This is a genomic window from Polaromonas sp. A23 (genome assembly GCF_002001015.1).
GTDB lineage: Bacteria > Pseudomonadota > Gammaproteobacteria > Burkholderiales > Burkholderiaceae_C > Polaromonas.
On the sequence record NZ_MUNO01000004.1, the window covers coordinates 44,362 to 66,983 of the forward strand.

At 61.3% G+C, this 22,622-nt stretch carries 24 protein-coding genes and 2 riboswitches; of the genes, 14 read left to right on the forward strand and 10 right to left on the reverse strand.

The features are described 5' to 3' along the window. Positions 1-35 precede the first annotated feature (35 nt). The 11 genes from B0B52_RS01050 (at position 36) to arfB (ending at position 10,517) form a co-directional block, all read left to right on the forward strand. Complete coding sequence (locus B0B52_RS01050; RefSeq protein WP_077591752.1) at positions 36-989, forward strand: shikimate dehydrogenase; 954 nt, start codon at positions 36-38, stop codon at positions 987-989. A gap of 26 nt (positions 990-1,015) precedes the next feature. Continuing rightward, positions 1,016-2,236: an ABC transporter substrate-binding protein gene (locus B0B52_RS01055; protein ID WP_077591753.1), complete on the forward strand. Its 1,221-nt coding sequence runs from the start codon at positions 1,016-1,018 to the stop codon at positions 2,234-2,236. A 100-nt stretch (positions 2,237-2,336) separates the two neighbouring features. Next, on the forward strand, positions 2,337-3,212 hold the full coding sequence (locus B0B52_RS01060) for a branched-chain amino acid ABC transporter permease (protein ID WP_077591754.1): 876 nt from the start codon (positions 2,337-2,339) through the stop codon (positions 3,210-3,212). Continuing rightward, on the forward strand, positions 3,209-4,216 hold the full coding sequence (locus B0B52_RS01065) for a branched-chain amino acid ABC transporter permease (protein WP_077591755.1): 1,008 nt from the start codon (positions 3,209-3,211) through the stop codon (positions 4,214-4,216). Before B0B52_RS01060 ends, B0B52_RS01065 begins: the two co-directional genes overlap by 4 nt. Next, positions 4,213-4,959 (forward strand): ABC transporter ATP-binding protein, encoded by a 747-nt coding sequence (locus B0B52_RS01070; protein ID WP_174575459.1) that lies wholly within the window; start codon positions 4,213-4,215, stop codon positions 4,957-4,959. The genes B0B52_RS01065 and B0B52_RS01070 overlap by 4 nt, the downstream gene beginning before the upstream one ends. 1 nt (position 4,960) lies before the next feature. After that, positions 4,961-5,725 carry an ABC transporter ATP-binding protein gene (locus B0B52_RS01075; RefSeq protein WP_077591756.1) on the forward strand — a complete coding sequence of 255 codons (765 nt, stop codon included), beginning with the start codon at positions 4,961-4,963 and terminating at the stop codon, positions 5,723-5,725. A 24-nt stretch (positions 5,726-5,749) separates the two neighbouring features. Beyond that, positions 5,750-6,661: a 4-hydroxyphenylpyruvate dioxygenase gene (locus tag B0B52_RS01080; protein ID WP_077591757.1), complete on the forward strand. Its 912-nt coding sequence runs from the start codon at positions 5,750-5,752 to the stop codon at positions 6,659-6,661. A gap of 5 nt (positions 6,662-6,666) precedes the next feature. Continuing rightward, entirely contained in the window at positions 6,667-7,560 is an 894-nt protein-coding gene (locus tag B0B52_RS01085; RefSeq protein ID WP_077591758.1) for a sugar phosphate isomerase/epimerase, read from the forward strand. A gap of 110 nt (positions 7,561-7,670) precedes the next feature. Next, positions 7,671-8,882, forward strand: a complete 1,212-nt coding sequence (locus B0B52_RS01090) for a lyase family protein (RefSeq protein WP_077591759.1) — start codon at positions 7,671-7,673, stop codon at positions 8,880-8,882. 43 nt (positions 8,883-8,925) lie between these two features. Next, positions 8,926-10,014 carry a Gfo/Idh/MocA family protein gene (locus B0B52_RS01095; RefSeq protein WP_077591760.1) on the forward strand — a complete coding sequence of 363 codons (1,089 nt, stop codon included), beginning with the start codon at positions 8,926-8,928 and terminating at the stop codon, positions 10,012-10,014. Between the two features lie 86 nt (positions 10,015-10,100). Beyond that, entirely contained in the window at positions 10,101-10,517 is a 417-nt protein-coding gene (gene arfB, locus B0B52_RS01100) for an alternative ribosome rescue aminoacyl-tRNA hydrolase ArfB (RefSeq protein WP_254425596.1), read from the forward strand. Positions 10,518-10,541: 24 nt separating this feature from the next. Here the strand turns inward: arfB and B0B52_RS01105 are convergent, their stop codons facing one another. Further along, a complete protein-coding gene (locus B0B52_RS01105) occupies positions 10,542-10,850 on the reverse strand; it encodes a hypothetical protein (RefSeq protein WP_077591761.1) in 309 nt (102 codons plus the stop codon). A gap of 54 nt (positions 10,851-10,904) precedes the next feature. After that, positions 10,905-11,336, reverse strand: coding sequence for a hypothetical protein (locus B0B52_RS01110; protein ID WP_139351773.1), 432 nt, complete (start codon positions 11,334-11,336; stop codon positions 10,905-10,907). A gap of 470 nt (positions 11,337-11,806) precedes the next feature. Here B0B52_RS01110 and B0B52_RS01115 point away from each other — a divergent pair, with 470 nt between their 5' ends. The 3 genes from B0B52_RS01115 (at position 11,807) to B0B52_RS01125 (ending at position 13,969) form a co-directional block, all read left to right on the forward strand. Next, complete coding sequence (locus tag B0B52_RS01115) at positions 11,807-12,577, forward strand: transglutaminase family protein (protein WP_077591763.1); 771 nt, start codon at positions 11,807-11,809, stop codon at positions 12,575-12,577. A 267-nt stretch (positions 12,578-12,844) separates the two neighbouring features. Next, positions 12,845-13,279: a hypothetical protein gene (locus B0B52_RS01120; RefSeq protein WP_217349763.1), complete on the forward strand. Its 435-nt coding sequence runs from the start codon at positions 12,845-12,847 to the stop codon at positions 13,277-13,279. Between the two features lie 33 nt (positions 13,280-13,312). After that, positions 13,313-13,969 carry an alpha/beta hydrolase gene (locus B0B52_RS01125; protein ID WP_077591765.1) on the forward strand — a complete coding sequence of 219 codons (657 nt, stop codon included), beginning with the start codon at positions 13,313-13,315 and terminating at the stop codon, positions 13,967-13,969. A 92-nt stretch (positions 13,970-14,061) separates the two neighbouring features. Here the strand turns inward: B0B52_RS01125 and B0B52_RS01130 are convergent, their stop codons facing one another. The 8 genes from B0B52_RS01130 to B0B52_RS01165 form a co-directional block, all read right to left on the reverse strand. Next, entirely contained in the window at positions 14,062-14,385 is a 324-nt protein-coding gene (locus tag B0B52_RS01130) for a low molecular weight protein tyrosine phosphatase family protein (protein ID WP_077591766.1), read from the reverse strand. Positions 14,386-14,460: 75 nt separating this feature from the next. Then, entirely contained in the window at positions 14,461-14,949 is a 489-nt protein-coding gene (locus B0B52_RS01135; RefSeq protein ID WP_077591767.1) for a hypothetical protein, read from the reverse strand. Positions 14,950-15,042: 93 nt separating this feature from the next. Further along, complete coding sequence (locus B0B52_RS01140) at positions 15,043-15,798, reverse strand: sulfite exporter TauE/SafE family protein (protein ID WP_077591768.1); 756 nt, start codon at positions 15,796-15,798, stop codon at positions 15,043-15,045. Between the two features lie 10 nt (positions 15,799-15,808). Then, complete coding sequence (gcvP, locus tag B0B52_RS01145; protein ID WP_077591769.1) at positions 15,809-18,706, reverse strand: aminomethyl-transferring glycine dehydrogenase; 2,898 nt, start codon at positions 18,704-18,706, stop codon at positions 15,809-15,811. A 104-nt stretch (positions 18,707-18,810) separates the two neighbouring features. Beyond that, positions 18,811-19,179, reverse strand: coding sequence for a glycine cleavage system protein GcvH (gcvH, locus tag B0B52_RS01150; RefSeq protein ID WP_077591770.1), 369 nt, complete (start codon positions 19,177-19,179; stop codon positions 18,811-18,813). Positions 19,180-19,203: 24 nt separating this feature from the next. Beyond that, the gene (gene gcvT, locus B0B52_RS01155) at positions 19,204-20,367 is read right to left on the reverse strand and encodes a glycine cleavage system aminomethyltransferase GcvT (protein WP_174575460.1); all 1,164 of its coding nucleotides are present in this window, start codon (positions 20,365-20,367) and stop codon (positions 19,204-19,206) included. 22 nt (positions 20,368-20,389) lie between these two features. After that, a riboswitch (glycine riboswitch) is annotated at positions 20,390-20,490 on the reverse strand. Positions 20,491-20,513: 23 nt separating this feature from the next. Then, positions 20,514-20,616: riboswitch (glycine riboswitch) on the reverse strand. 193 nt (positions 20,617-20,809) lie between these two features. Next, positions 20,810-22,087 (reverse strand): TRAP transporter large permease, encoded by a 1,278-nt coding sequence (locus B0B52_RS01160; protein WP_077591771.1) that lies wholly within the window; start codon positions 22,085-22,087, stop codon positions 20,810-20,812. Then, positions 22,084-22,578, reverse strand: coding sequence for a TRAP transporter small permease (locus tag B0B52_RS01165; protein ID WP_077591772.1), 495 nt, complete (start codon positions 22,576-22,578; stop codon positions 22,084-22,086). The genes B0B52_RS01160 and B0B52_RS01165 overlap by 4 nt, the downstream gene beginning before the upstream one ends. Positions 22,579-22,622 lie beyond the last annotated feature (44 nt).

The following is a 22,622-nucleotide window of genomic DNA, read 5'->3' on the forward strand; positions in this document are numbered from 1 at the left end:
TTGATTGATTATCGAACGTTTAACCCTTTGACGACATGCTTTCCACCATTAACGGCACCACCGATGTTTATTTGATCCCCGGCGATCCGGTGGAGCAGGTGCGGGCGCCGGAAGTATTCAACCTGATCTTCAGAACTCTGGGCATCAATGCCGTGTTGGTGCCTGTGCATGTCACGGCCGGGGATATCGAGGCTTTTGTTCGCACCGCCTTTCTCGCCAAAAACATCAAGGGCATGTTTTTCGCCATTCCACACAAGTCGCTGGTCATGGGCCTGCTGTCGAAATGCAATGACTATGGCCGTGTGGCCGGCGCCGTCAACGGCATCCGCCGCAACAGCCAGGGTGAGCTCGAGGGCGGTCTGTTTGACGGCAAGGGTTTTGTCTTGTCGCTGGATTATTTTGGTGTGGCCTACGCCGGCAAGCGGGTATTGATCCTGGGCGCCGGCGGCGGTGCCTCGGCGATTGCCGCTTCGCTGGCCATTGCGGGCGACAGCGCGCCGGCAGAAATAGCGCTCTACGACCCAGTGCCGGGCAAAGCGCAACAGGTGGCTTTGCGCATCATGGCCGAAGCGCCGGACGGCGCCCTGGTTGCTGCCGTGGGCAGCAGCGACCCGGCCCCTTTTGACCTGGTGATCAATGCCTCTCCCTTGGGCCTGCGTGCCACCGACCCCTTGCCCTGCGATGTGTCGCGTTTGGCGCCCCACGCCGCCGTGCTGGATATTCTGATGAAAAACCAGCCAACGCCTCTGCTTCGCGCCGTCCGCGCGCGCCGGCTGGTGGCACAACCCGGCTTTGAAATGCTGATCCAGCAGGCGCCGGACTATCTTGATTTTTTCGGTTATGCCGAGGCAGCGCAAGCCGTGCGCGAGGACGCCACATTTATCCGCGAGTACCTCTATCCCGCCGAGATGGCGGGCGAGATCAGGCGCGGTGCCAATAAGCCTGTTTCAGTCCCAGGAGTCGGGGATTCACGACTCGCATTGCATTGACTTTTAAACCCCTAGAGGAGACAACCATGAAGAAACGATTCGCTCTCAAATTAATAGCTACTTGTGCGCTCGCACTGGGGGCTAGCACCGGTTTTTCACAAGACGTGATCAAGATCGCCAACATTGTTGAGCTCTCCGGCGGCGGCGCCACTGCCGGCACCAACTTCAAGAACGGTGTCGAGCTTGCGGTCAGGGAGATCAATGCTGCAGGTGGCGTCCTGGGCAAGCAGTTCCGAACCACCACGGCAGACACCCAGAGCAATCCCGGTGTTGCCAAGGGCCTGACGCAAAAAGCCATTGATGACGATGCTTTTGCCATTTTCGGACCGGTGTTCTCCGGCTCCATCATGGTGAGCATGGCCGAGTCGCGCCGCGCCGAAGTGCCCAATTTCACCGGCGGCGAGGCGGCCAGCATCACGATGCAAGGCAACCCCTATGTCTTTCGCACCAGCTTCACCCAGGCCACCGCCATGCCCAAGGTGGCGCGCTACATGACCGACCAGGCCAAGCTCAAAAGCGTTGCGGTCATTTATGTCAACAACGATTTCGGCAAGGGCGGTATGGACATGATCAGGAAGGCATTGGCTGACTCACCGACCAAGATCCTGGCGGAGATTTCAACCGAGCCCAGCCAGGTCGACTTTTCGGCTGCCGTGCTGCGCGCCAAGCAGAGCGATGCCGACGCGGTGTTTGCCTATACCAATGAAGAAGAGTCGGCGCGCCTGCTGCGCGAGTTGCGCAAACAAGGCTGGAAAAAACCCATCATCGGCGAGACCACGCTGACCGGACAGAAAGTCATTGAGCTGGCCGGTGAGGCAGCCAATGGCGCCATTGCTCACGTGGGGCTCACCGTGGATGCGCCGATACCGGCTGTACGGGCTTTCCGCGCCAAGTTTGAAAAAGAATACAAATACATCTCCGACCATAACGGCATGAAAGGCTATTCGGGCGTGTACATGCTCAAGGCCGCCATTGAAAAAGCCGGCAAGCTCGACCGTAAGGCTGTGGCCGTGGCCATGAAGGGCCTGAAAGTCAACACCGACAAATACCCCGGCGCCCTGATGTACACCGAGTTCGACAACAAGGGTGACCTGGACCGCATGAGCTTCATCGTCGAGGTCAAAAACGGCAAGCAGGAAGTGGTCGACATGGTGCCGCCGCTCGGTGTGGCAACGCGTGATGTGGTCAAAGCTGCGCTGCCGCAGACCGCCGCAAAACCTGCCGCGAAACCAGCTGCAAAAAAATAATCCGGCGTGCTGGCTGGTCCCTGCGGGCCGGCCAGCGGTGGCGAGGCGACAAAGGTCCTCTCGCTGCAAAAAATCGACGGTAGCCTGAACGGACCTTCCCATGACAGACTTTCTCCAACTCTTTTTCTCAGGCCTGGCCACTGGCAGCATTTATGCGCTGGCGGCCCTTGGCTTTACCTTGCTGTGGCAAGCCTCAGGCACCATCAATTTCGCCCAGGGCGAATTTGTCATGCTGCCGGCCTTCATGCTGCTCGGCTTCATCTCGCTGGGTGCGCCCATGCTGGTGAGCTTTGTGCTTACCGTGCTGCTGGCGGTGCTGCTGCTGGGCTGGGTTTTCAAGCGCGGCGTGGTGGATCCTCTTTTCAAGTTCGGCATGATGCCCATCGTCGTGGCAACCATCGGCTTGTCGATTGCCATGCGTAACGGCGTGCGCGCCGGCTACAGCGCCGAGGCCCATCCTTTCCCCAGCCTGTTTGCCGACAAGCTGTTCGATATTGCGGGCGTCACGGTGACGCTGCAGGACGTGGGCACTTTTGGCCTGGCTCTGGTGATTGTCATGGCGACGCAGGCTTTTCTGGCCAAAACCGTCACCGGCCGTGCCATGCAGGCGGTGGCGCAAAACACCGAAAGCGCCTCGGTGCTCGGCATCAATGTGCCGCGCATGATTTTGTATACCTTTGCCATCAATGCCGTGCTGGCGGTGGCCGCGGCTCTGCTGGTCACGCCCACCTACCTCGCCAAATTTGACATGGGCGAGGGGCTGGGTACCAAGGCTTTTTTTGCCGCCATCATCGGCGGCTTCAACAACTCGCGCGGCGCCCTGTTGGGCGGGCTGATTGTGGGCGTGTGTGAAAACCTCGCGGCCGCCTATTTGTCGCCGGCCTACAAGGACGCCGTCGCCCTCATCATCTTCATGGTCGTGATTCTATTCAAACCGCAAGGCCTGCTGGGCAAAAAAGAGGAGCGCAAGGTATGAAGCTCCTGAACCACAAAACCGCGCTGGCCGTGGCCCTGTTGGGCGCCTTGCTGGTGTTCGTTGTGCCGCAGTATCTGAAAAACTATGGCATTTACCTGCTGACCTACTGGCTGATTTTCATCATCGCCATCATGGGTCTGAACCTGACCATTGGCTATGCCGGTCAAAAATCACTAGGCCATGCCGCCTTCTTTGGCATAGGCGCCTACACCGTGGCCATCATGATGAAGGCGGGAATGAGCTTCTGGCTGGGTTTGCCGACGGCTGCGCTGATCTGCTTTGCGGTGGGTTTGGCCCTGGGTTTCCCGGCACTGCGGGTGCAGGCTATTTACCTGGCTTTTGCCACGCTCGGGTTCAACACCGCCGTCTGGCTGGTGATGCGCAACGAAGAGTGGCTCACCGGCGGCACCTTCGGCATCAACAATATTGCGCGGCCCGTGCTTTTTGGTTATTCGCTGGAAGGCAACCGTCCCTACTATTACTTTGTGCTGGCGGTCACACTCGTTTTGTCGGCCTTGCTGTGGGGCCTGCTGCGATCGCCCTGGGGCAAAGCCTTCAAGGCCTTGCGCGACAACCCGATCCGGGCCGAAAGCCTGGGGGTGGACATCCGCAACTACACGCTGCTGAGCTTTGCCATCGGCGCGGCCTACGCCGGCGTCGCCGGTGCGCTGTTCGCCTCGCTGGTGCAGTTCATCGAGCCCGGGCCCTTTACCGTGGCGGCTTCTATCATGATGTATTTGATGGTGGTGGTCGGCGGCGCCGGCTATTTCCTCGGACCCGTCATTGGCGCCGGGGTGGGTGTGGTGTTGCCGGAATGGCTGCGCGACGTGCCTCTGGTTTCCAACTGGTATCTGCCGATGTTCGGCACAGCCGTCGTGCTGCTCATGGTCTGGCTGCCCGACGGGCTGCTCAGCATTCCCGACCGCATCCGCGCCAAACGCGCTGCGCGGTTGGCTTCGGCAGCGCGTGCAGCGGCCGCCAGCAAGGTCGGAGGTGGATCATGATGGCCCCCGTACTCAAGGTCACCGGCCTCAAGAAAGCTTACGGCGCCATCCAGGCGGTAGGCGGGGTTTCCTTTGAAGTCATGCCGGGCGAAATCTTTGGCGTGATCGGGCCCAACGGCTCCGGCAAAACCACCATGTTCAACAGCGTCCTGGGGCAAATCAGCCCCGACGCGGGTTCGATTGAACTCAACGGCAAGAACATCACCGGCCTGTCGCCGCTGGAGTTGAGCCGCCGCGGTGTGGGCCGTACCTTCCAGACGCTGCAGGTGTTTGGCAAGATGACGGTGCGCGACAACCTGATCGTGGCCGCACAGGAGCACACCGGCTCCATGTTTGGCCGCATGTTTGCGCCGCCGGACTCCGGCCTGGGCGAGAAGGCCGATGCGCTGATCGACCAGTTCCGCATTCGTCACGTGGCGGATAGTCTGGCCGGCACGCTGAGCTACGGCCAGCAAAAACTGGTCGACATTGCCATGGCCTTCATGGCCGAGCCGGACCTGGTGCTGCTCGACGAACCCTGCGCGGGGGTCAACCCCAGCTTGGTAGGCGGCATCTCGACACTGCTCAAGGACTTGAATCGCACCCACAGGGGCTCGTTCGTGGTGATTGAGCACAACATGGACTTTGTGATGGACCTGTGCCACCGCATCATGGTCATGGTGGAAGGGCGGGTTCTGGCCATTGGCACACCGGCCGAAATTCGCGCCAACAAAGAGGTCTTAGACGCCTATTTAGGGAATTGACATGGCCAACGACATTTGTATTGAATTCGACGACGTGGTGGCCGGCTACAAGGACTTCATGATCCTGAACAACCTGTCCTTCCAGGTCAGGCGCGGCTCCATCACCTTGCTGCTGGGCCCCAACGGCGCTGGCAAGTCCACGGTGCTCAAAACACTGTTCGGCCTGCTCAAGCCGCGGCAAGGTCGCGTGCTGCTGGAGGGTGAAGACATCAGCGGCGCTACACAGAAAGCACTGCTGGCCAAGGGCATCGCCTTCGTTCCCCAAGGCCGCAACCTGTTTGGCCAACTCACGGTGTTTCAAAACCTGGAGCTGGGCGGCATCACCCTCGGAACCAAGACCACCCACGAACGCATCCCCGAAGTGCTGGAGTTTTTCCCCCGGGTGAAGGAACGCATTCACTCGCAGGCTTCGGCCCTCTCGGGCGGTGAGCAGAAGCAACTGGAAATCGGCCGCGCCTTGCTCATGCGCCCCAAGGTGTTACTGATCGACGAGCCTTCGATTGGCCTGTCGCCCCTGGTGGTGCAGGACGTTTTCAAGCTGCTGCAAAAACTGGCCTCCCAGGGGACCACGGTGCTGATGGTGGAGCAAAACGTCAAAAGCGCGCTGAAAATTTCTGATGACGCGATTGCGTTGGAGGCTGGCCAGTTGGTGCTGCACAAGCCCGCTGCCGAATTGCTGGCCGATCCCAATATCGAGCGGCTTTTCCTGGGCGGCGGCCATGTGCCTGGCGCTGTTCAGGCATTGCCTGTGGCGACTGCATCCTGATTTTTGCAAGCACCGGAGACAGCCATGAACACCCCAAACCAGACAAGCACCGTCGATCGGGAGTCCATCACCCCGGCCACCAACCCGCTCGGGCTGGACGGCATCGAATTCATCGAATACAGCACCACGCGGCCGCAGGCGCTGGGCCAGGTGCTGGAGATGATGGGCTTTCGCCCGATCGCCCGGCACCGGTCGCGCGAGGTGCTGCTGTACCGGCAGGGTGCCATCAATGTGATTGTCAACGCCCATCTCCCGGCCGCGCCTGACGCCGGCGCCGCAGCGTCGGAAGGCAAACCCGTGCTGGCTGCTGTGGCGCTGCGCGTGCGGGATGCCGCGGCCGCCTATCGCCGTGCGCTGGACCGCGGCGCCTGGGCCGTGCCTTCGCGCGTGGAGGTGATGGAGCTCAACATTCCGGCCATCCATGGCGTTGGAACCAGTCGCATTTATTTTGTTGATCGCCACGACAAGTTTTCCATCTACGACGTGGATTTCGTGCCGATCCCTGGCGTGGACCCGCAGCCGCCGGCCATCGCTGGCCTGCATTTTTTCGGCGTTGTGCAATACATCGGCAATGACCGCACGGAAGACTGGACGGAGTTTTACCGCGAGCTGCTCGGCTTCAGCGAACTACCGCCCGAGCAGCGCTTTGGCATCCTGCCCAAGGGGCGAATCCTGCAAAGCCCGTGCCCGCCGGCCTCGCGCTTTTACATCCAGTTGATCGAGCCTGAAGCCGGCGTGCTGGACGTGGAGGACGACGAAGCCCTGCAGCGCGTTGGCCTGGGCACGGCGGATGTGCTGGCGACGGTGGCTGAGCTTGGCAAGCGGGGTGTGGAGTTTGTTGAGTCACGCAGCGTGCATACCGAAGACCGCGGCGCGCTCACCAAAACCTGGCTGGGCGGTGTGAGCTTCGAGCTGGTGCACGACGAGCGCGGGTGAACAGCATGAGCCACTACAGCGGAAACATCGACGATTTCGGGATGGACACCATCTCGCTGGCCGGGCCGCTCGAAGCCAAGTTGCAGGCTGTGCGCGACGCAGGTTTTACCCAGATCATGCTGGCCGCCAGGGATCTGGTGGGCCACCCCGACGGGCTGGAGGCGGCCGTGGCGGCGGTGCGTGCCAGCGGGCTGCGCGTCACGGGCTTTCAGGTGCTGCGCGATTTCGAAGGTCTGTCCGGCCACCTGCATGACTACAAGGTGGACATCGCCAAGTCCATGCTGGAGATGTGCCACCTGCTCGGTTGCCGGCTGCTGCTGATCTGCTCGTCCACCTCGGTGCATGCCACCGGCGAGACGCAGGCGCTGGTTCGCGACCTGCGCAAGCTCGCCATGCTGGCCATTCCGATGAACATCCGCATCGCCTACGAAGCGCTGTCCTGGGGGCGCACTGTCAATGAATTTCCTCAGGCCTGGGACATCATCAGCCAGGCCGACATGCCTAACCTCGGCCTGGGTTTTGATTCCTTCCACATGTTTGCGACCAATACATCGCTGGACGAGATCGAGCTGCTGGACCCCGAAAAAATATTCCTGGTGCAACTGGCCGACTTCATGTGGACCGAGATCAAGTCGGTGGAAGAACGCATTGCCACCGCCCGGCATTTCCGTGTGTTCCCCGGCGAAGGCGTGCACAGCGAAGCCCTTGCTGCGCTGGTGACGCGTCTGCACAGCCTGGGCTACAGAGGCGACTACAGCTTCGAGGTGTTCAACGACGACTACCAGCAGCTGCCACTGCCCACCGTGGCCCAGCGAGCCTGGCGCTCGGCCTTGTGGCTGGGCGAGGACGTGCTGCGCCGCTCCGTGCCCTTGCCCAACCAGATACGGCTAAAAAGATGAGGGCCCCCACGCTTGTCACTTCGTGTACTGCGCTGCCCCCCGCGGGGGCGCATTTTTCCTTGGGACGGCCCGGCGGAAAAACTTCCCTGCCATCCTGAGAAACGCGCCGTATGAGCAGCATTTTTGAAGGTCCCTTGACGACGCCCGAAGTCCTGGAAGTTTTCAGTGAACGCAACTTCCTGGGCGCGATGCTTCGTTTCGAAGCCTCACTGGCCCGTGCACAGGCCAGTGTGGGACTGATTCCGGAGGCCGCCGCCCAGTCCATTGCGGGCACCTGCAAGGTTGAACTGTTCGACGTGGCGAAAATTGTGCGTGAAAGCGGCCGCGCGGGCAGCATCACCGTTGCGCTCGTTAAAAACCTCAGGGAAACCGTTGGCCTGTTCAACAAGGAAGCCGCCGGTTTTGTTCACTTCGGCGCTACCTCGCAGGATGTGATTGATACCGCACTGGCTCTCGTCACGCGCAGGGCTGTCGGCCTGATTGAAACCGATGTTCACAAGGCCTTGGTGGCGCTGCTGGCGCTGGCCCGGCGCCATGCCGCCGATCCCATGTTGGCACGCATGCTGATGCAGCCGGCATCGGTCACCAGTTTCGGCCTGAAGTGCGCCGGTTGGGCCGCGCCGTTGCTGCGCAGCCTGCAGCGCCTGCAGACGGCTGCAGGCAATGCCCTTAGCGTGCAGCTGGGCGGCTCGGTCGGAACGTTTGCTCGGATGCAAGGCAAGGGCCCGCAGGTTCTCGCCCTGATGGCCGCCGATCTGCAACTGAGAGCTCCGCCTTTTGCCTGGAACGTCCAGCGTGACGAATGGGTGGCCCTTGGCTGTGAACTCGGTTTGCTTGTGGGGAGCTTTGGAAAGATTGCCAAGGACATTGCGCTGATGAGCCAATACGAAGTGGCCGAGGTGAACGAATCGCCGGAGCTCGGACGCAGCGCTGCGGCCTGTATGGTGGCATTGGCTGCCGCGCAGCGGGCACCGCAACGTGTGGCGGCCTTGCTGAGCGCGATGCCGCAGGAGCACGAGCAGGCGCTGGGCAACTGGCAGGCCGAGCTGGCCGAATGGCCGGGGCTGTTGATGTCGGCGCACGGGGCTGCCCGCGCCATGGCACTGGCTTTGCCAAACTTGCAGGTGAATGTGCCACGCATGCACGCCAACCTGGATGCCGTGCGCGTTGGGGCGTCGCCGGAAGACGCTGCTCAGTGGTTCAGCCCCGCACTGGCCCGGGATGCCGCAATGCTGGCACATACGCAGATCCAGCTTCTCTCCGACGCCTTGCCAGAACTGACTGAAGCGGGCAAAAATTCCCCAGCTAAAGCGGCTCTGTGAACATGCGCTGCGCCGGGTTTGAAAGTTCTATTTCTGGAACGACATGAACATGACCTTTGCGGACGGTCCGGTGGTCCGGCTTGCCGTAGCAGGTGCCGGCCAGATTGGCCGACGCCATATCGAGTTGATCCAGGCCAGCGCGCGCACCTGCCTGTCGGCTGTGGTGGACCCCATGCCCGCCTCAGTGGCCTTGGCCGGCAGCCTGGGTGTGCCGCACTTTCCCAGCCTTGACGCACTGTTTGCGCAGCAGGCGTTTCCCCGGCCCGCCGGCGTGGTTCTGGCCACACCCAACCATCTGCATGTACCGGATTCGTTGCTGTGTGTTGAACAGGGGATGCCGGCGCTCATCGAAAAGCCGGTGGCCGATACGGTGGCGGCCGGCCGCCAACTGGCCGAGGCGCTGGCAAAGAAGCCGGTGCCCATGCTGGTCGGGCACCACCGCCGCCACAGCAGCACGCTGCTGCGGGCCCGGGAAGTTGTCAGCTCGGGTCGGCTGGGCCGCCTCGTGACGGTGATGGGAAGTGCCCAGTTTTATAAACCCGACAGCTATTTCGAGCAGGGTGCCTGGCGCAAAGAAGCCGGGGGTGGTCCTGTTCTCATCAATCTGATCCATGAAATGGACAACCTGCGTTATTTGTGCGGCGAGCTCGAGGCAGTGCATGCCATGGCGTCGAGTGCGGTGCGGGGTTTTGCCGTCGAGGACACGGCGGTCATCAATATGAAATTTGCCAGCGGTGCTTTGGGCACCTTCACGCTGTCGGATACGGCGGCTTCACCGCGCAGCTGGGAGCAGACCTCGGGCGAGGATCCTGCCTATCCGCGCTACGCCACGGAAGACTGCTACTTCATTGCAGGCACCCAGGGCTCCCTGGCCGTGCCCACGCTGCGCACCTGGACCTACGACGCAAGCGGGGCGGCGCCGGGTTGGTGGACGCCATTTACAGAAGAAACGCTGGCCCTCGATGCCGTAGACCCATTGCGGGCGCAACTGGATCACTTCTGCGATTTGATCGCCGGCAAGACGGCGCCGATAATCACGGTTGCCGATGCGTTGCAAAGCCTTTGTGCCGTGGAAGCGGTGCGGCGGTCGATGGCTACAGGCCAGACCGTGGCTTTGCGCGACGTGGTCTGATGCCTGAACGGCACGCCGAGGCAGCAATAGAACAACCGAAACTTGCGGAGAGATTTTGTCCTGAGCCGTCTGCTCAGTAACCCATCATGGTCACCTTGCTGAAATTTCCAGTGGACGAACGCGAGGTCGAGTTCAGCGCAATCAGGGCGCAGGGTGCGGGTGGGCAAAACGTCAACAAGGTGTCCAGCGCGATTCATCTGCGTTTCGACATTGCCGCCTCTTCCTTGCCTGACGTGATCAAGGAGCGCTTGCTTGCGCTCAGCGACAGCCGCATCACGCAGGAAGGGGTGTTTGTGCTCAAGGCGCAGCAGCACCGTACGCAGGAGATGAATCGCGCTGATGCGATGGCCCGCCTGCAAGAGGTGATTGACGGAGTGTCGGCGCCGCCCAAACCCCGCCGCGCCACCAAGCCGACCTATGGTTCGAAGCAACGGCGCCTGGCAGGCAAAAGCCAGCGCTCGGAGATCAAGGCTTCGCGCGGGAAGGGCGGCGACAGTGACTAGCCGGCTGAAAACTTTCTCGTTACCTCAGGGCCTGGCCCGGAAACTACGCAGGAAAAACCAGAGCTCTACCAGCACCACCGCCCAGAACAGGCTGTTAACCAGCAGGGGCAGGTAGCCCCAAAGCCCGGTGAACCAGCCCGGGACCAACTGTGCGAGATGCATGAATGGAAAGTACAAAACCTGTACAGCAGCTTCTGCAATCGTTTCCGGCAAAGTGGGGGCTGCGGCTGTCTCCATCCGCGCCATGCCCCTGCCAAAGGTGAAGAGAAACAAGCCAAAGCTCAGTGCCGCGTGCAGCACAGTGAAGACGAGAATCGCGATGGGTTTTTTCACTGGAGCCTTGGGCGCCGCAGCGCGTTGAAAGCAGTTGAAGGGTCAGTCGACATGTCAGGCGCGAGTGTCAGGCCTTCTGGCCCGGAGAAGCTGCGCCGCCAGCAGATAAAGAGTGACGGGCAGTAAAAAAGCCGCAGCGGCGACTTCTGAAAGGATGGTGACGTTGGATGCCAGCGTGTGCAGTTCAAGCGGTGCAAGTGCATAGTGGCCCAGGCCATCAAACCCAAGCGCCGCATAGATGGCCACCAGCAGCAGGCCCACAGTCACGTATTGCTTTCGGATCAGGAAAAATCCGAGCACGCCCACCGAGGTGATGGCAGCCCACGCGGCATAAACCTGCGTGCGGGTCAGCCAGGCGGGCAGGTTGGGGTACTCGCAGATGAACTCTGCGTTGTGGCTGAAGTGCCCCAGGCTGGTGAAGAAGTAGGCCGCAGCCAGCGCGAGAAACAGCTTCGGAAGGGCGGTGCGGTGACTGTTGGGGTGCATGAGCAGTTGGGGTCGGGAAGCAAGGAGGGCGGTTGGGTCACGACTGTAGCCCAAGCGGGCGCGGTCTTGTTCATTCTTCAGGTGGAGGGCCATCCGGTCCATTCGTCAGCACAGCCAGGCCCCGGGACCTCTGGTATTGCGCGGATTTGCAACGCAGCCATGGCACAAAAGACGCGTTTTGTGATCCGGATGGCCTGCAACACTGCACTAAGTGATCAAATCGGCATTTTGCCCTTTAACGACGGGAATAGTGTGCTATTTAAATAATAGCAGATGAGAGTGCTCGACTTCCTCTGGCTGGTCATCCCGGACCCCCGGATCGAGTCAGGGCAGGCCTGATCCAGAATCCGGGCCGCGCCAAGGCATGGAAGTTTCCAACTTGCATACCCATGACTGGAGCGGAACCGCAATTTGCCGTGCCCTGCGCCCGGGGGTACGATGCGTGAATTGTTCACTCCGTCGGTGGTTCCATGGAGTCACTTGTCGCACAATTCGATTCGCCCCGCCGGTTGCATCTAAGAGCCAGTGAGCGGCCGCATGATTGGCTTGGCACAACGCCGCTGCTGGACCTGGACGACCCCAAGCTGCGCCTGAAAGCCCGCTCGCTTGTCCAGCTGTGTCGCACCGACCGTGACAAGGCAATGGCCATCTATGGCTTCGTCAAGCGCCTGCCTTATACCAAGCGAATCAAGCTGGCCTACCCGACGGCCCGCGACGTGCTCGAGGCGCGCGGGGGCGACGGCGACGACAAGGCGACGCTGCTGATCGCACTGATGCGTTCGGCCGGTATCCCGGCGCGATTGCGCTACATGGAGATGCGCGGCGAGATGCTGCGCGGCCTGATCCCCAGAGCCACGCCGGCGGCACGCCCGCTGGCGGAATTCTGGCTGGGTCGTTGGGTGCGTACCGACACCTACATCTTCGATGGCGAATACGTGGCTGCCGCCCTCAAACGCCTGGAGGCGAACGGCTGGACGTGCGGCTGGGGCATCCACATCAATGCCCAACTTCTGTGGGACGGGAAGAACGACGCTTTCCTCGGCGGTCTGCCTACCGACCAGGACCCCATGCTCACGCGGCTACTGTGCGTGGTGAGCGATCCCCTGGAACTGGTGTCGGCGTCCCTGCGGAGCAACGGGTTGCGTTACCGTCGGTCATTGCGGGCGTTGCAATGGAACATGCTGGCGCCCACCATGATGCGGGCCATTCGCGAACTACGGACTGGCTACCGTTCCGATTGAGATGCGCAGCGCCTAAGGAAGCGCTGAATAAGTCCTTGCGGAAGTGCGGCAGCCGGATCGGGATGGGATTGCCAAGGCGGATTTCGCAGTCAATAGCCGGCTATTGGCAAGAAATTCAACGCCGCAGACCGCCCGAGTCCGGATGATCGCGCGCCGCAGGGGACTTGTTCAGCGCTTCCCTAACTTCAGTTTGTGGCGCCTCACGCACAAATCCGCAAACAAGTCCGCAACGGCAAGTTCTGAGGTTCCTCCCTCATCCCGGGATCCATGCCCCAAGGCACAGAAGTTGCTCGCACCTCTCCCATGTTGTCTACCAGTCCCCTGCGCTACTTCGCCTCGCTGAGCACGGGCAAAACCGTGCTCTGGTGTTACCTCATCTGGTACCTGGTCACGGTGGTCTACCACTTTGACCCATCACCGGCCATCTGGCTGAACTCTTTGGGCATCAGCGTGGTGATTGGCGTGGCCTTGCTCTTGAGCGTGGGAGCGGGTGGCAAGGGAAAAACAGATCGCTGGCAGACCTTCCGCCTTTTCCTCATGCCGTTTGGCGTGTCCAGCTTCTCGTCACTGATCAAGGGCCGCGGCTATATCCTCATCGTGCCGCCACAACTGGACGAGCAGCTCATGTCGGCGGGGCTGTGCGCGGCGTTTGTGTTGGGGGTTCTCACCCTCAAACGCCTCCTGCCACAGCCCGCCACGTGAATGCCGGGCACAATGCCCGCAGGAGTTTTGCCCATGCTTGATCTGCCTCTTTCCTTTTTGCACCGTCCCGCAGATGCGGCAAGTGCTGCCCCCTGGCTGCTGGTGCTCATGCACGGCGTCGGCAGCAACGAAGAAGACCTGTTTGGCCTGGCGCCCTATGTGCCGGCGCAGTTCCACGTCGTCAGTCTGCGCGCTCCGTATGTCATGGGTCCAAGCGCTTACGGCTGGTTCGAGTTCGCCGTCAACCGCGTGGGCGACCGCATCATCAACGAGCCGCAAGAGGCCGCCAGCCGCGCAACCGTGGCAAAAACCGTGACCTTTGCCGCGCAGCAACTGGGCATTCCGCCCGAGCGCGTGGTGGTTGGTGGCTTCAGCCAGGGCGGCATCATGTCACTTTCGCTGCTGCTGACACAACCCGCGCTGTTGAAGGGGGCGATGGTGATGCACAGCCGCCTGTTGACGCAGGTGGTGCCGCTGGTGGCAGCGCCTGAGGCACTGACGGGGAAGCAACTGTGGGTCAGCCACGGCATGCACGACCAGGTAATTCCGCTGGTCAGTGCACATGCAATTCGTGCGCTGGTGGAGACGCTGCCGATAGAGTTGAGTTACTCGGAGTACCCGAGTGCGCATGAGCTGATTCAGCAGGAGCTGGTTGAGGCTATGGGGTGGTTGCAGCGCCTGGCTGCCTAGGCCGTCATCCCGGACCCCGGGTCAAGCCCGGGGCAGGCCCGATCCGGGATCCTTCTCCGCAGTGCGAAGAATGCCGCACCCGATTGACAGAACTAAATCAGATGGGGCGTGACTTTCAATTTGAGTAGCTTCACCAGCGCAGGGTCCATGAACTGGTAGTTGTCCGGGATACCCAGGCACACGACCCTTTTTCCTGAAAGTTCGGACTTGAATCTTGCGGACAATTTGGTTTTGTGCGTTGTTTCCATCACAAAGATCAGCTGAGCCCATCCAACAAGTTCAGCAGATATCGGTGTGTTCGACTCCGGGCTCAAACCGGCTGAGGCGCATTCAATTCCCGGATGCTCAGCAAACATTTGCTCAGCCGTGGGGCTGCGCCACTTGTTTTTGCCGCACACGAAGAGGACGCTTTTCACGTCAAGAATTCCAGCAATCGGTTAACCGTCATTGCGCACGTGCTGTTTGTCCATGAATTCATTTTGCAATCACGTCTACTCAGGAATTTTCACCAGGTACCGCCAATGGACAGCCCTTTGTTTGGCGACGTCAATAAGGCCCATTGTCAGGGTGTCTTTCGGAATGCTCTTCCCGTCGAACTGCATGTCACGTTGAGTGAATGTTGAAACCCAACCGGTCGTCTGATTCGGGTCTTTTCTGACCAGAACAACGATGCCTGGCTGAGTAACTTGGTAGGCGATAACTTTTGGCAGTTCGGCGAATGCCGCTCTTAACTCTGCAGACTTGCCCTGAATAGGAATCGTTGAGTCGACGGTTCGCAAAGTCCCATCGGGTTCGAAGCAGAACACTTGATATCGAGCCTCGCGGTAGTCGATTTCGTTAATTTTTGACTTGGCCTGATCCGTGAAATCGACCTTGGACCAACATCCAACCAGATCACCAGTTGACGTGACTTGACGATTGTCCTGCGCGGCTGCGGAAAGCGAAAAGGCGACAAGGAGCAGAGCGATGGTTTTTGACATAGCGTGTGAGAATAGGTTTGACTCCGCGCGATTCTAGGGGGCGTTCGAAGGCGCGTCTATCCTGTAAATGGATGAGACACCGTGACGCCGCACTCAACCCAGTCGCCGCAACAAGCCCGGCACCGAAGAAGCCAGCAGCGCCACCCCGGTACACGTCAGCAAACTTAACACCAGCTTGCGAAAAGCCGTCTCGCTGATCCCGATGTACAGCCGCGCGCCCAGCAGTGAAGGAATCAACAGCGCCGGCGCGACGATGGCGAGGTAGGGCAGGGTGGCGGTGGTGATGATGCCGGTGGCAACGTAGGTGACGAAGGTAACCAGCAGCATCGACAGATTGAAGTTCTGGATGATGGCGCGCTGGGCGTCCTTGTCCATGCCGCGCAGCGTGCACCACAGTGTGGGCAGTACGCCGGTGAATCCGCCAAGCGCGCCCATGACGCCACCTCCAGCGCCAACCAGTGCATCAGCTACCCGGCCGCCGCGTGTGATGCGTGGCAGTTGCGCACTGAACAGCATGGCAGGGCACCAGACAGCGAGCAGGGTGCCAAGAAAGGCTTTGAACACCTGCACGTCCACTTGTGGCAACAGGAGCATGCCAAGCGGAAGGCCCAGCAAGCCACCCAGCACAAAAGGAGCGAGTTGCGTGAGGTCAAAGCCGCGTCGCACTGTGATGGCGGCAATGATCTGCCCGGTCAGCGCACCAAACACCGCCATGGCTGCAGCCAGGCGCGGATCAATCGTCCAGGCCCAGAAGGACATGGCGACCAGACCGAAACCAAACCCCGACAAGCCCTGTACAAAACCGGCGGCGACAGCGCCGGCGATGATGACCAGCGTTTGCGCTTCCATGAACTACCGCTCAGGCGGCGTAGTCGCTCACGGGCACGCAGCTGCAGAACAGGTTGCGGTCGCCGTAGACGTTGTCTACTCGGCCGACCGGCGGCCAGTACTTGACCTGCTTGAGTGTGGCCAACGGAAAGGCGCCGGTTTCGCGCGAGTAAGGTCTGTCCCACTCGGCGCCCAGCAGGCTGGCTGCGGTGTGCGGCGCGTGTTTGAGCGGGTTGTTGTCCTGCGGCCAGTCGCCGGCCTCGACCTTGCGGATCTCTTCGCGGATGGCGATCATCGCGTCGATGAAGCGGTCCAGCTCGGCCAGGGTTTCGCTTTCGGTCGGTTCGACCATCAGCGTGCCGGGCACGGGGAAGCTCAGGGTGGGCGCATGGAAGCCGTAGTCCATCAGCCGCTTGGCCACGTCTTCGGCGCTGACGCCACTGGTTTCCTTCAACGGCCGCAGGTCCAGGATGCATTCGTGTGCCACATGGCCGTTAGCGCTTGCGTAGAGGGTCGGGTAATGGTCTTTCAGGCGCGCGCTGATGTAGTTGGCGCTGAGGATGGCGACCTCGGTGGCCTGCTGCAGGCCTTCCGGGCCCATCATGCGGCAGTACATCCAGCTGATCGGCAGCACGGATGCATTGCCCAGCGGCGCTGCTGAAATGGCTCCCACGCCATTCGCCGGAATCCCTGCCGTCGTATGCCCTGGCAGGTAGGGCACCAGGTCGGCCACGACACACACCGGACCGACACCCGGGCCGCCGCCGCCGTGCGGGATGCAGAAGGTCTTGTGCAGATTGAGGTGGCTGACGTCGCCGCCAAACTCGCCGGGAGCCGCCACACCGACCAGCGCGTTCATGTTGGCACCGTCGACATAGACGCGGCCGCCATGTGAATGAACCAGGGCGCACAGCTCTTTCACCTGCGTCTCGAACACGCCGTGTGTGCTGGGGTAGGTGATCATCACGCAGGCTAATTTTTCGCTGTGTTGTTCGCACTTGGCTTTCAGGTCGGCCATGTCGACATTGCCCTGGGCATCGCAGGCAGTAACAACCACCGTCATGCCGGCCATCTGCGCGCTGGCCGGGTTGGTGCCGTGGGCCGACGATGGAATCAGGCAGATGTTGCGATGGCCCTGGCCCTGTGCCTCATGGAAGGCCTTGATGACCAGCAGGCCGGCATATTCACCCTGCGAGCCGGCGTTGGGTTGCAGGCTGATGCCGGCGTAGCCCGTGGCCTGGCACAGCCAGTCGCGCAACTGCCTGTCGAGTTCGGCGTAGCCCTCGAGCTGGTCTTGCGGCGCAAACGGGTGGATGTTGGCAAACTCCGGCCAGGTGACGGGAATCATCTCGCTGGTGGCGTTGAGCTTCATGGTGCAGCTGCCCAGGGGAATCATGCTGCGGTCCAGCGCCAGGTCCTTGTCGCTGAGCATGCGGATGTAGCGCAGCATGCCGGTTTCGGAGTGGTGCGTGTTGAACACCGGATGCGTGAGGAAAGGCGTGGTGCGGCGAAGATCTTCAGGAATCAGCGGCTCGATGCCTTTCTCAAAATCACTCAGGCGCGGCATGGGTTTGCCCGGCTTCACGAAGAAGGACCAGAGCATCTCCAGGTCTTCCCGCGTTGTGGTTTCGTCGAGCGACACACCCAGGTGATTGTTCAGACGATATCGAAGGTTTGCCCCCGATTGGCGGGCGCGATCAGCTATCGAATTGGTAGCGTCACCGGTCTTGATGGTGACCGAGTCAAAGGCGCTGGCATTGGTGATTTCGTAACCCATCTGCTGCATGCCGCGCACAAAAATCGCGGTGTAGCTGGCCACGCGCTGCGCAATGCGCTTGAGGCCCTGCGGGCCATGGTAGACCGCGTACATGCTGGCCAGCACGGCCGGCAGCACTTGCGCGGTGCAGATGTTGGAGGTGGCTTTTTCGCGGCGGATGTGTTGCTCGCGCGTCTGCAGTGCAAGGCGGTAGGTCGGGTTGCCGTGTACGTCCACGCTGACGCCGACCAGCCGGCCGGGCAGGGAGCGTTTGAACTCGTCGCGGCAGGCGAGGTAGGCCGCATGCGGCCCGCCGTTGCCCATGGCCACGCCGAAGCGTTGGGTGTTGCCCAGCACGATGTCGGCGTCCCATTCGCCGGGAGGGGCCAGCAAGGTCAGCGCCAACAGGTCGGCGGCCACGCACAGTGCGGCGCCGTCCACATGGGCCTGGCCGGCCAGGGGACGCAGGTCATGGATGCTGCCGGTGGTTGCCGGGTACTGGGCCAGCACACCGAAGTAATTGCCTTCGGCCATCAGCTGCGGCACGGTGATGGCAGCGGTGCTGACCTTGACTTCGATGCCCAGCGGTTTGGCGCGTGTCTGAATCACTTCGATGGTTTGCGGGTGGCAGTCACCGGCAACGATGAAGACATTGCTCTTGCTCTTGACGCTGCGTTTGGCAAGCGTCATCGCTTCGGCGGCGGCAGTGGCTTCGTCGAGCATGGAGGCGTTGGCAATCGGCATGCCGGTCAGGTCGCAGACCATGGTCTGGAAGTTGACGAGTGCCTCCATGCGGCCCTGCGAAATTTCAGCCTGGTAGGGCGTGTAGGCGGTGTACCAGGCGGGGTTTTCAAGAATGTTGCGCAGGATCACGCCGGGCGTGTGGGTGCCGTAATAACCCTGGCCGATGAAGCTCTTGAAGACCTTGTTCTTTGCGGCCATGGCTTTCAGTTCGGCCAGAGCCTGTGCTTCGGTGACAGGTGCCGGAATGGCCATGGCCTGGCTGCGGGCAATGCTGCGTGGCACGATGCCGTCGATCAGCGCGCGCCTGGAAGCGGAGCCCACTGCGCTGAGCATGTGGGCCTCGTCGGCATCGTCAATGCCGATGTGGCGGGCTATGAATTCGGAAGTATTTTCAAGCTCGCGAAGCGGCTTGGCGGTTGGCATCAGCATGGCAGGTTCCAGAATTCGTTCGCCCTGAGCTTGTCGAAGGGTCGGTGAACAATGAGGCAAGGCTTCGACAGGCTCAGCCAGAACGGTGTGGCAGGTAGGTTAATTTAGGCGGAGGCAGAAAAAGCGGTGTAGCTTGTCTCGTCCATCAGCGCGTCAAGCTGGCCCTTGTTGGACAGCTTGACCTTGAAGAACCAGCCGGCTCCCAGCGGGTCGGTGTTGGCCAGTGACGGGTCGTCGCGCAGCGCTTCGTTGACTTCAGTCACTTCACCGCTGACGGGCATGTAGACGTCTGCCGCAGCCTTCACGGATTCCACCACACCGGCGACTTCCTTCTGCGCAACTGTGCTGCCAACAGAAGGCAGGTCCACAAAAACAACATCACCCAGCGCGTCCTGGGCATGGTGGGTGATGCCCACGGTGGCGACGTCGCCTTCAACTTTGATCCATTCGTGGTCTTCGGTGTACTTGATCATGGGGTTCTCCAAAATAATAAAAATTCAACCGCGGAAATAGCGATTCGGGACAAAAGGCATGGCGCTGACTTCCATGGGCACGGGCTTGCCGCGCACGATGGCGTTCACGCGGGTACCGATGGCCGAGAACTCGGGCTTCACATAGCCCATGGCCACAGGCTTGTCGATGCTGGGGCCCAGCAAGCCGCTGGTGACTTCGCCAATCGGCGAGCCGTCCATGCTTTGCAAGGGTGTGTGGTCCCGCACGGGGATGCGCTCCAGCGCAACCAGGCCCACGCGCTTGCGCGTGAGGAGGGCCGGAGAAGCCAATTGGGCCAGCACTTTGTCGGCGCCCGGGAAGCCGCCGGCCCGTGCACCACCAGTGCGGCGCACTTTCTGGATGGCCCAGTTCAGGTTGGCCTCGACCGGTGTGGTGGTGGTGTCGATGTCGTTACCGTAGAGGCAAAGCCCTGCTTCCAGCCGCAAGGAGTTGCGTGCGCCCAGGCCGACCGGCTTGACCTCAGGCTGGGCCAGCAACGCCCTGGCCAGGGTATCGGCCTGCGCCGCAGGCACGGAGATTTCAAAACCGTCTTCGCCGGTGTAGCCGCTGCGTGTGAGGAAGCAGTCGCAGCCGGCCACGGTAAAACGCCCGCCGGTCATGAAGACCAGTTTTTCGACGCCGGGCGCCAGGCGCGACAGCGCGTTCACTGCCTGCGGCCCCTGCAGCGCCAGCAAGGCCATGTCGGGCATGGGAATGACCTTGCAGCGGCTACCGATTTTTTGCTGGATGTGCGCGATGTCGCCGACCTTGCAGGCGCCGTTGACGATGACGAATATGTCACCGCCGTTCAGGTAGTCGCGGTTGAAAAACATCAGGTCGTCGATGATGCCGCCGTCTTCATTGAGCAGCAGGCCGTAGCGCTGCTTGCCGGCGGGCAGGTCGATCACATCGACCGGAATCAGGGTCTCCAGCGCGGTTGCGGCGTCGGAGCCCACCAGGCGCAGCTGGCCCATGTGCGACACGTCGAAAAGCCCGGCGGCGCTGCGTGTGTGGTGGTGTTCGGCCATCAGGCCGGCCGGGTATTGCACCGGCATGGAATAACCGGCAAACGGCACCATGCGCGCGCCCAGTTCCATGTGCAGGTCGTACAGCGGTGTTTTCAGCAGTTCAGGGGCAATGGCGGACAAGGCGTTCTCCGGGGCAAACATACAACATGGCCATAAGCCACGGGCTGCCCCTGCTGTCCTCTTTACCTGAGAGATTCGCCTGGCGATGCAGGTTTGCTCCTTCGGTGGGCCGCCTCGAGGGGGCCTCTCTCCAGTAGGGAACGCCGCCTGGCAGGTGTTCGGCCGGGCGGCGGTTGCCAGTCCTTTTGCCTGAGCGTTCAGAGCACCATTGGGGTGCCGCATGCGCCTTCGGCGGTTTTCTCGGGGAAAACTCTCTCCTGACGGGCTCAAGTGTAGCCCAAGGTTCCGATAGTGGCCTGAAGCCAGCCGGCTCCAATAACCTTCGCTAGCGAAGGAGGATGAAGTGGCTCTTATTCAAGCAGGGGCCGCGGGCCCGGCTTCGCCGGCCCGCAGGCGCAGCGGCCCCCTCGGGGGGGGCAGGGCGCTACACGCAGTGAGCAACCGTGGGGGCTCTATATTTGTTCTATTTGTTATAGACCAGGTCCCGCAAAGTCAGCGAGATGGCCGGGAAGTAAGTGATCAGCATCAGGCAGGCAATGATCACGAGCACAAAGGGAATCAGGTGTTTGACAATTTGATCCAGTGATATTCGTGCCACCGTACACGCCGCAAACAGATTCACGCCAAAGGGCGGTGTGATCATGCCCAGCGCCAGGTTCACCACCATGACCATGCCGAAATGCACCGGGTCAATGCCAAAGTGCATGGCCACCGGGGCCAGGATGGGCGCCAGCACAATGATGGCGGCACTGGTTTCGATGAACATGCCGATGACGAAGAGCGCGGCGTTCACGCCCAGCAGAAAAAGGGCAGGCGACTGCAGCACGGCTTCCAGCCAGCGGCCGATGGCGTCAGGCACGCCGGCGCGCGTGATCAGGAAGGCAAACAGCCCGGCATTTGCAATGATGAACATGATGACGGCACTGGAAATCACCGACTTGCGCAGCACCACGATCAGGTTCGGCAGGCTGATTTCGCGGTAAATCACCACGCCCACCACCAGCGCATAAAACACCGCAACAGCGGCGGCTTCCGTGGGCGTGAAAATACCGCCGTAAATGCCGCCGAGGATGATGACCGGCATCAGCAATGCCCAGCCGGCCTGCCAGGTGGCCTTGAAAAACCCCAGTCGGCCATCGCCATCGTTCTTTCCCCAGCCTTTGATCCTGCAATAGACGTAGACGAAAGCCATCAGGGCGAGGCTGATCAGGATGCCGGGGCCGACGCCGGCGATGAACAGTTCGCCAATGGAGACTTCGGCGCTCACCCCGTAAAGAATCATGGGAATGGACGGCGGAATGATGACGCCCAGCTCGGCGCTGGTAGCTTGCAGGGCTGCAGCGTAACTCGTGGGGTAACCGTGCTTGATCAGCGCGGGAATCAAAATGGCACCGACAGCAAAGGTGGTGGCCACCGACGAGCCTGAAACCGCGGCAAAAATCATGCAGGTGAGCACGCAGGTCATGGGCAGTCCGCCTTGGACCCCACCCACAATGCTTTTTGCAAACTCGACCAGCCGGCGCGAGATCCCGCCGGTTTCCATCAGGTTGCCGGCCAGGATGAAAAACGGAATGGCGGCCAGCGGAAACTTGTTGATGGCGTTGAACATCTCCTTGACGGAGATCAGCATGTGGGCATTCGACGCCTGGATGCCAAAAACGGCTGCGAGGCCGATGGACACGGCAACAGAGATCGTGAGTGCAAAACACACGATCATGGTGGTCAACATGACGGCGGTCATTGCGCTGTCTCTAGTTCGTGGCGCTGGGGGTCGATCAGGTTGCCGATGATGCCGATGACGCAGAACATGGCGCCAATCGGCATGGCTACATAGCCCCAGAACATGGAGACAGACTCCAGGCCGGCCATGGACTGCACGCGCCCGCGCAGGGCGTAGTCCCAGCCCCACCAGATGATGACGCCAATCAGGATCAGGGCCGCCAGACAGACCAGCCAGTCCAGCACCCGCCTGACCTTGGGCGGGCTCCAGCGGTACAGCACGTCCACGCTGACCATGGCACCCTGGCGAAAGGCGGCCGGTATGCCCATGAAGACCATCCAGATCAGCGACAGGCGGATCAGGATTTCGGTCCACTCAGCGGGCTGTTCGAGCACGAAGCGCGTGACGATCTGGAACATGCCAAGCGAGGAAGCGATCACCAGCATGAGGCAGGCGATGAGGAGGGATAGCCCCGTGGTCCAGCGTTCCAGTTTGAGGAAGGTGTTTTTCATGGGAATACCGGTTCTACAAGGAAAACGCCCGCAGGCCCAATGGC